This window comes from uncultured Sphingorhabdus sp. (assembly GCF_937872355.1).
Lineage (GTDB): Bacteria > Pseudomonadota > Alphaproteobacteria > Sphingomonadales > Sphingomonadaceae > Sphingorhabdus_B.
Map to the genome: position 1 here is coordinate 1 of NZ_CALMSV010000147.1, position 8,613 is coordinate 8,613.

General features: G+C 55.4%; 8 protein-coding genes, 1 tRNA gene and 1 pseudogene. 4 read left to right on the forward strand and 6 right to left on the reverse strand.

Going from position 1 to position 8,613, the window contains the following annotated elements; genetic code table 11:
- From Q0239_RS09130 to Q0239_RS09145, 4 genes and pseudogenes are all read left to right on the forward strand, one after another.
- Nucleotides 1-429 (forward strand): annotated as a pseudogene (locus Q0239_RS09130) (ribonuclease); the annotation flags it as partial.
- Nucleotides 407-586: a DNA gyrase inhibitor YacG gene (locus Q0239_RS09135; protein WP_298601548.1), complete on the forward strand. Its 180-nt coding sequence runs from the start codon at nucleotides 407-409 to the stop codon at nucleotides 584-586. The pseudogene Q0239_RS09130 and the gene Q0239_RS09135, both read left to right, overlap by 23 nt.
- A gap of 80 nt (nucleotides 587-666) precedes the next feature.
- Nucleotides 667-742: transfer RNA gene (locus Q0239_RS09140), tRNA-Phe, on the forward strand.
- A 127-nt stretch (nucleotides 743-869) separates the two neighbouring features.
- Nucleotides 870-2,915, forward strand: a complete 2,046-nt coding sequence (locus tag Q0239_RS09145) for an alpha-galactosidase (RefSeq protein ID WP_298601551.1) — start codon at nucleotides 870-872, stop codon at nucleotides 2,913-2,915.
- Nucleotides 2,916-2,925: 10 nt separating this feature from the next.
- On the opposite strand, the gene Q0239_RS09150 is transcribed toward Q0239_RS09145, so the two are convergent.
- The 6 genes from Q0239_RS09150 to Q0239_RS09175 form a co-directional block, all read right to left on the reverse strand.
- Entirely contained in the window at nucleotides 2,926-3,441 is a 516-nt protein-coding gene (locus Q0239_RS09150; RefSeq protein WP_298601554.1) for a prepilin peptidase, read from the reverse strand.
- Entirely contained in the window at nucleotides 3,438-4,229 is a 792-nt protein-coding gene (locus tag Q0239_RS09155) for a tetratricopeptide repeat protein (protein WP_298601557.1), read from the reverse strand. Before Q0239_RS09155 ends, Q0239_RS09150 begins: the two co-directional genes overlap by 4 nt.
- An 89-nt stretch (nucleotides 4,230-4,318) precedes the next feature.
- Nucleotides 4,319-5,470 carry a tetratricopeptide repeat protein gene (locus tag Q0239_RS09160; protein ID WP_298601560.1) on the reverse strand — a complete coding sequence of 384 codons (1,152 nt, stop codon included), beginning with the start codon at nucleotides 5,468-5,470 and terminating at the stop codon, nucleotides 4,319-4,321.
- 2 nt (nucleotides 5,471-5,472) lie between these two features.
- On the reverse strand, nucleotides 5,473-6,417 hold the full coding sequence (locus Q0239_RS09165; protein WP_298601563.1) for a type II secretion system F family protein: 945 nt from the start codon (nucleotides 6,415-6,417) through the stop codon (nucleotides 5,473-5,475).
- A gap of 31 nt (nucleotides 6,418-6,448) precedes the next feature.
- Nucleotides 6,449-7,318: a type II secretion system F family protein gene (locus Q0239_RS09170; protein ID WP_298601566.1), complete on the reverse strand. Its 870-nt coding sequence runs from the start codon at nucleotides 7,316-7,318 to the stop codon at nucleotides 6,449-6,451.
- A gap of 131 nt (nucleotides 7,319-7,449) precedes the next feature.
- A partial coding sequence (locus tag Q0239_RS09175) for a CpaF family protein (RefSeq protein ID WP_298601571.1) occupies nucleotides 7,450-8,613 on the reverse strand: 1,164 nt, incomplete at its 5' end.

Here is an 8,613-nt window from a genome sequence, read left to right on the forward strand (position 1 = left end):
CTCGATATAGGCGGGCAGGTGGGCATCGATTTTCTCGCCATGCCTGATCGAAATGCCAGGCTTTCGGTCGATGCCGCGCTTGCGCAAGCATGTGCGGTGCTGGGGCCTCACGAACGCACCGCGATAAACGGCTTTGGTTTCGCGCAAATTGTTCGATCGCGCCCGCGCCCCTCCATTCCGGAAATCCTGTGCGGCACTACGCCGGGGCGTTTCTCGACCGAAAGCCGTGCCGTCGCGCTGCTGCGTGAAGCCGCGCGCTCGACTGGCTTTGGCAAGCGGCAACTGGTCGCGCCGCCTGCAGTCATAGACATGCTGCGTGGATGGACCGACGAGCTCGAAACGCTGCAAAAACTGCTCGGGGTGGTCATCGAACTGGTTTCCGACTCGTCGGTGGGCGGTTATGGGCATGTGCATGTCAGCCAAAGTTAAAACCGCCAAATGCCCGCTCTGTGGCAAGCCCGAAGTCGCCGAACATAAGCCCTTTTGCAGCAAGGGGTGCAAGGATCGTGACCTGCTGCAATGGCTGGGCGAGGGCTATCGCATGAAAGGGCCGCCTGCCGACCCTGATTTCCCCGAAGAGGTTTGATTTTGGGGCTGGACAAGCGCCCATTGCCCTGCCTATAGGCGGCGCTCCAAAACGCGGTGCAGATGTATGCCCCGCCAGATGCCTCGGTAGCTCAGTTGGTAGAGCAGCGGATTGAAAATCCGCGTGTCGGTGGTTCGAATCCGCCCCGAGGCACCACTTTTCTACACAGAATGCGCAGCATTTCCACGTGCCATCAACTGCATACGATTAAACACCCGGCGGTCATGCAATCGATTGTTGTTGACCTTGCAGATTTGCGGTTTGGAGCGCATGACTGCTTGCCATGACCGACTTCATCAGGCTCGACAGCGCGGGTTGCACCGCAATTTGGGAAATCAATCCAGACGAAGCCCCGCTGTGGCGTTATTGGGGGACGCGTCTGGCGGATGCGGCAATGCCTGTCGGGTCGTTGCGCGGCACACGACCGGAGCCCAGTTTTTCGCTGCATTTTGATCAGCCCTTGTCGATTTTCCCTGGCACCGGCTTGGGTTGGTTCGGCCAAACCGCGCTGCTTGCGCATCGAAATGGCGCTGATTGGGCGCAAGCCATCACAGGCTGCGAGGTTGAGCCTATCGACAATGGCGTTGTCTTTCATCTTTCAGACGAGGTGGCGAAGATAGCGGTTTCCATCACAGCGGTTCTGGACCCCGAAACCGATGTGCTAGCGCTTTCGACTGCGCTTCGAAACGATGGGGATTTCCCACTCGATGTCCAGTGGCTGGCGGCTGGCAATGTACCTTTGCCAGATAATGCAGAAATCGTGCGGTCCTTTGGCGGGCGGCATAATGGAGAGTTTGTGCCGATCGAGGATCGGTTGTCGCGATCCGTATGGCGGCGTGAAAATCGTCGTGGCCTGACCTCGCATGATTGTTTCCCGGGCGCCGTCGTCGAATGCGCAGGCGGTGTGGGCTATGGTGCGCAGCTTGCCTGGTCGGGCAATCATATTCAGCAGATTGAATGGCTCGCTGACGGGCGCTGGCATTGGCAGATGGGCGAATGGCTGGCCCCGGGTGAGGTCCGTCTGGACAGCGGCGAGACCATCTCGACTCCAGAACTGCTTGCGACCTGCAGCGGGGAAGGGGTCAACGGCGTCGCATGGGCCTTCCACCGCGCAATCCGCAAACGCATCGATTGGCCTGAAGGGCGAATGAAGCCGCGTCCCGTCCATCTCAACACTTGGGAAGGCTTTTACTTCGACCACGACCTGGGCGCGTTGAAGGAGCTTGCAGATGCGGCTGCCGCCATAGGAGTTGAACGCTTTGTGCTGGACGATGGCTGGTTCCACGGGCGGAACGATGACACCAGCTCGCTGGGTGACTGGTGGCCTGATGCCGATAAGTATCCGGATGGACTGGAACCGCTCGCGTCGCATGTGGTCGGATTGGGTATGGAGTTCGGGCTTTGGATTGAACCCGAAATGGTTAACCCGGACAGTGAACTGTTCCGCGTCCATCCGGACTGGGCACTGCAGATTGCAGGACGACCTTTGCTGGCTGCGCGAAACCAGCTTGTACTCGATATGGGTAGATCTGACGTCCGTGATTATCTGTTTGACCAGATATCGGCTCTGATACGCACATTGCCAATTTCCTATCTGAAGTGGGATCACAACCGCGATCTGGCGCATGCTGGCGACGCTCCACGCTATCGCGCACAGGTGTTGGGAGCCTATGCTCTGTTCCGTCGTTTTCGTGCAGCATTTCCAGATGTAGAGATTGAGGCCTGCGCAGGTGGTGGAGGCCGTATCGATGCAGGGATTGCTGCACATACGCATCGCTTCTGGACCAGCGACAATATCGATGCGGTGTCGCGTGTGTCTATTCAACGCGGTTATCTACAATTCATGCCGCCCGAATTGATGGGCGCGCATGTTGGCGCGTCACCGGCGCATAGCACGGGGCGCAGCCAATCGATGCGCTTCCGGTCTGGTGTGGCGCGGGCAGGGCATTATGGTATCGAACTTGATCTGAGAAAGTTGGGCAAGAAAGATTTGGCCCGGCTATCGGCGGGTATTACCGCTTATAAAGACAGTCGCGACTTGGTTCACAATGGCCGGTGCTGGCGCGGTGAGGCGGCCGATGGCATTAGCTGGCTGGCCTTTGGAGACCCTACGGACTTGATGGTTCAGGTCATCCGTACGTCGCCGCAGACTTTCCGATTTGCGCCGCAGTTGCGACTTCCGATGCTGATGGCTGATCAACTTTATAGCATTGAGCCAGAAGGGCATCCGGCGTTTTCACAATATGGCGACTGGCTGGCTAAGTCTGGAATTTCGCTGCCCCCGATGAAAGGCGAGGACATATTATGGGTACGCCTCCGCCTAGCCTGAAACAGGGCTTTTAAAGCGTTGGCAGGCCGCGATGGTCCATATCTTCCACATTCATCTTTGTCGGTTGGGTAGGGGGCTGAAGCAGCCAGCAAGCGATAGCTCCAACAGCTATTGCAACACCGTAAGGAATGCGCCGGTCGGTCCGTTTTTTTCCGTCCGGGCCTTTGGTGAATTTCCGTGTCAGAATGAAAAGGATGGCCAATACCAAGCCGGCCGTCCCAACGTAAAACAGCAGCAAATGCCCCATTTGCAGCGGGAACCACAAGGCAACAGCGGCATAAAGTTTTGCATCCCCTCCGCCAAACCATTTCATCGCAAACAATGCCATCCCCACAGTCAGGGCAATGGCAAAATGTGCGACGTGCCACCAGTTGAATGCCGAAAGGCCGACAATGGCAACATAGCAGGCGTAGAGTGCCAGAAGAAGTACCGGCATGAGATTTGGGATTTTGAACTGTTTCAGATCCGAATAGGCAGCACCAAGAAGCACGAAAGCGGCGGCAGCCAGAATTCCATATTCAATCATGGATTTGCAGTCCTATCTTCAGATTTCGTTATAGATCGTACAATAGTCGAATTTGCCTTAATCCAAAGGTCATTATCAAACCGTTCGCTCTGCAATATGGCTTGCGCAAAATAGGAGCGTGCTGCCTCATGCCGTTCGGCTGCGTCGGCACCTTCGCCTGCGCTGGCTAAAATGATCGATCGGGTTTGCGAATCCTGCGATGGTTCGAACGGCATATCCAGGCCCGCATTGGCACGCAGGGTGGACAAATTTGCCACGATCGCGGTTTCGTTGCTGAAAGATGCAGCCTTCTCCAGATCGGTCAAAGCAGCCGCAGTATTTCCAGAATAGGCATAAGCCAGCGCCCGATTGTTCAACAGTGATGGATTATTAGGCGCAACGGTAAGGGCCTGGTCATATGCTTCCAGAGCGGCAGCCATTTCGTTTTTTTGAACAAGAGCAAGCCCCAGTAGATTCCAGCGTCCCGGATCAGCTGGACATATTTCCAAGGATTTTGCCAGCATCGTGATTGTCTGGTTCCATTGGTGTTCCTGATACGCCAACCAACCAGCGATCGCTCCATATCTGCATTGGTCGGCGATATCTGCAGGGACTTTGGTCAGCGCTCGTGCAGTTGCGTCCCAATCGCCTTTTGCCATATTGAGCTCGGCAAATAACAGCATGTGTCGACCCCGTGATTCATCGGGCAGTTGCTGTTCAAGCGATTGCAGCATCGCTTCGGCTTGAGTTAAACGTCCGGCAGCAATTGCCAGTTCGATCTGGACGAAATGACTTTCTGCATCCGGCACATGGAAACGAGAATTTTCGGCGGCAACGGGGACCGCAAAAAGCAGCAGCAGCGCAGCGAAATAGCGAATGCAGCGATGCATCGCAAAATTCACAATGCCGCCAGTGTCACCTCTTCCACTCCTTCATTGTGGAAGAACGCATATGTGAATGTCTGCAACTCGGCAATTTCCTCAGAATCCTGGGAAACCTCCTGAATAGCCTTTTCAATTTGGGCGCGTGCTATCGCATCTTTCAGTTTTGGGCTCTCGGCTATCCGAACTTCTTGGCCCAGTCGCTCAACTGCAATCGCACCCGGAAGCCATGTGGCCAGTCGTACACCGAAACTTGCAAATTCATCGGTCTTGCTTTCGAGTTTGGGCGTCGAAGGACGGGTAACCAGCCGTACCTCTCCAAGGGAGACCCGTTCAAGGCGAATGCCTTCACGCTGGGTTGGCATGACTGCCTGGCGTGGCATGTCGAAAGGTTGTCGTTCCGAAGGAGAAATCGGCGCGCGTTGCGGGGCTGGTTTTGGCAGACTGCCTATTTCAATTGCGGCAGGGCGGATCGTCATCGCTGCTGTCGGGCGGTAGACTGCCGGGATGGTTTCCGCTCTTACCTGAGAAACCGAAGGCGAAACTGGGGAAGGAGTCGGTACCACTTCCGACAATTCGGCAATCGGACCAGAATTGTTCAAATCGGCAAGCGTAGGTAATGTGACCGTATCTGCAATCGCAGCTTCCACTGTTTCAAACGTCGCCTGTGCTGCTATAAATGGCGGAGTGGAGGCCGGCACGATCGAAGTAGGAATTGGGACAGCGGGATTGGTGGATGTTTCGGTCGTCTGTGCAGGTGGGGTAACCAAACCGAGTGCCAATTTTGGCTGACCGTTACGCTCGAACAAGCGGGCAAGATTACCGCGATAGCGCATGTTCTCTGGGTCAGCCGACACCGCAAGTTCAAAATAGCGTTGGGCAAGATCCTGTCTGCCAATCCGGTCATAAGCAATAGCAAGGCCGTTATAGGCATCGCCGCTATTCGGATTTTCGCGTAATGCATTCCGGAATGCGGAAATGGCATTTGCATTCTGTCCAAGCGCCAACAACCCGCGACCTTCGGCCAGAGGATCGGATGTATCCGAAGCCTGTCGAGCAGTTTCAACGCTCCGTATCTCGAGCTTTGCCTGTGGCTGGAAAGCGGAGCAACCTCCAAGCAATATGATCGCTGCGGCAGAGCCTGTGATTTCGAACTGGTGACGTTTCATCTTCATCCTCCCGCCAAAGCTGGCGCAACTTGTCGGATAACCCTGATAAATGCCGGAAGCATCAGCACGCCGATCATGACTGGCAGCATGCAGGCAACCAATGGGACTGAAAGCAGAACAGGCAATCGATGTGCTTTTTCTTCCGCCCTTAACCGCCGCTTTTCACGCATTTCATTGGCATAAACCCTGAGTGTTTCCCCGATGCTCGATCCGAGTTTGTCGGATTGAATCAACAACGTCGCAAAAGATTTGATCTCGTCGACTTGCGAGCGGTCGGCCATTTTCCGCAATGCCTGCTCTCGAGAGGCGCCGGCGCGAAGCTCCAGCGTAACCATGGACAGTAGTTCGGCGATCAAAGGATGCGAGTGAACCATTTCCCTGCCCACGCGATCAAATGCTGATTCCATTCCGAGACCAGCTTCGACGCAAACCAGTGTAAGGTCGAGGCAGTCCGGAAAGCCATTGACCATAGCTTCGCGACGGCGATCGGCTTTCGCCGAGATAAAAAGATTGGGAACGTACAGGCCAAACACGGCCAACAGGACGCCGAAGATATAAAGCTTCAATGCTGAGACTTCGATTCCGCTCACGAAAATATAGAGCAGTAGCAAACCCGGCAGCAGGAAAAGCGTGATCATTCTGATAAGGGTGAAAAGCTTCGGCGCGGTCGGCGAGGTATATCCTGCCGCCAATAGTTGTGCCCGTAACTTGTCTCCTTGGGAGTCAACCAGGGAAATACCCGCTTTTTCAATACGGTCTGTCAATTTTGCCCAGCCAACTGCGATCCGGTCGCGCCGCAGACTGGCGCCTTGGGTTGTGCCGCGATTTCCGGAACCAAGCTCTTCAAGCCTTCCACGCACCGCCGAGCGGTTGAGGAGATAGTTCGAAGCAAGCATGACAAGGACAACCACGAAAAGGAAGACCAGCACCAATAGGGCGATCCGCATAGTCGTCGAAAGAGCAAGGTTGGCTAGCATTTCAAACCTTAAGATCAATCAGTCGGCGTATGGATATGAAGCCGATGATGTAGAGAATGATGAGCCCGATGAAGCCAATCGGGAAAATCGGATCCTGTGCCACGTCGATGTAGAAGGACGGGTTTATCAGAAACAGTCCGCTAAACGTCATAATGGGCAGGGCCGTGAGAATCAGCGCCGTCATGCGCCCTTCCGAACTCAGCGCGCGAACCTTCATATACATGGTGTGGCGGTCGCGGATAACGGCAGAAACAATTGGGAGGATTTTTGGCAAAATACCAACCCGTTCTTTCTGCACGGGCAGGCGAACCCCGAAAACCTGGATATTGTCTATTCCCCAGCGGTCAGCCATATTCTGCAAGGCATCGCGCATGTCGGCGCCATAAGAGACCTCATCGACCACAAGGCCGAATTCAGTTCCCAGCGGGTCTTCCATTTCCTTTGTAAGCAAGTCCAGCGCCGATGCGATCGGGTGCCCGGATCGCAGGCCACGCACAAAAATATCAAGGGCTACGGGAAACTGTTCTTGCATCCTTTTGCGCCGTTTCGAAGCCAGATGCGAAAGAATCATCATCGGAATGGCGCCACCAAAACAGAGTCCCAATGCGATGGAAAGCTGGATAACGCCGAGTCCGATGGCAAAGCCTGCGATGCCAGCACTCAGAAGTATCAGCCCAGCCACCGCCGTTGATGCGATTGCCATGCCCAGCATGATCTGGTGCGGTGGAAAAGGCACGCCTGATGCGACAACAGCGCGTTCGATTGAGCGACCAATTTTGCCGATCATGCCGGACATATCGCTAAAGCTGCCCGGCGCAGACTTTCTAAGGCGTGATGTGACGATTTCGCGATCCAGCCCGCCTTCGATCATTTTCAGGCGTTTGTTAATCGCGCGCGAGCCCTTTTGCCGCTGCCGGAGGGTCGCAATTACACGCTCCGAAACAAGGAACACCGATGCAAAAATGACGACCAGCGCCAATACCCGAAGGACGACAGGATCCATTATTCGATCCTCTTATCTGGCCGGAACAGATCCGAGTTGAGCGAGACACCATGTGCGGCAAGATCTTCGAGCAGCTTCGGGCGAATACCCGTTGCTTCGAAGTGGCCGATGACCATATTGTTTTCGTCCCGACCTTGCATGCGGAAACGGAAGATTTCCTGCATGGTAATGGTTTCACCTTCCATACCGACAATTTCGGACAGGCTCAAAAGGCGGCGACGACCGTCCGACAAACGCCCAATCTGGACTACGACATTGAGCGCCGAAGCGATCTGTGCACGTGCTGAACGAGGCGAAATGTCGATACCGCTCATCCCGATCATCTGCTCGATGCGCGAAAGCGCGTCACGCGGCGTGTTGGCGTGAACGGTGGTCATTGATCCATCGTGGCCGGTATTCATTGCCTGCAACATGTCGAACGCCTCCCCGGCGCGGACTTCGCCGACGATGATACGATCGGGGCGCATACGCAGGGCGTTCTTGACAAGGTCACGTTGCGTGACTTCGCCTTTGCCTTCGATATTCGGCGGGCGGGTTTCGAGGCGCGCAACATGGCTTTGCTGCAGTTGAAGTTCCGCAGAATCTTCAATGGTAACAATGCGTTCGCGTTCGTCGATGAAAGCTGACATCGCGTTGAGCAACGTGGTTTTACCCGAACCGGTACCGCCCGAAATCAGCACATTGCGCCGCGCGCGGACCACACCTTTTAGCACTTCGGCGATGGGCGTCGGAACACTGCCCAACTCGCTGAGCTTTTCCATGTTGATCGGGATTTTGGCAAACTTACGAATCGACAGCAGTGAGCCATCGACCGCCAGCGGGGGGACGATCGCATTGACGCGCGAGCCATCGGGCAAGCGGGCGTCGACAAAGGGTGACGACTCATCAACGCGGCGGCCAACAGCACTGACGATTTTCTGGATAATGCGCAGCAGATGCTTGTCATCCTTGAAGCGCGTCTCGACACGTTCAAGCACCCCCTTGCGTTCAACGAACACGACCTCGGGGCCGTTCACCAATATGTCGGTTATGCTGTTGTCTTGCAAAAGGGGCTCTAGGGGGCCCAGGCCGAGAAGCTCGTCAAGAATGTCCGCGACAAGCTGTTTGCGTTCGTCGTGGTTGAGCGCATGTTTTTGCTGGGCAAGCTGTTCGTGCACCAGTTC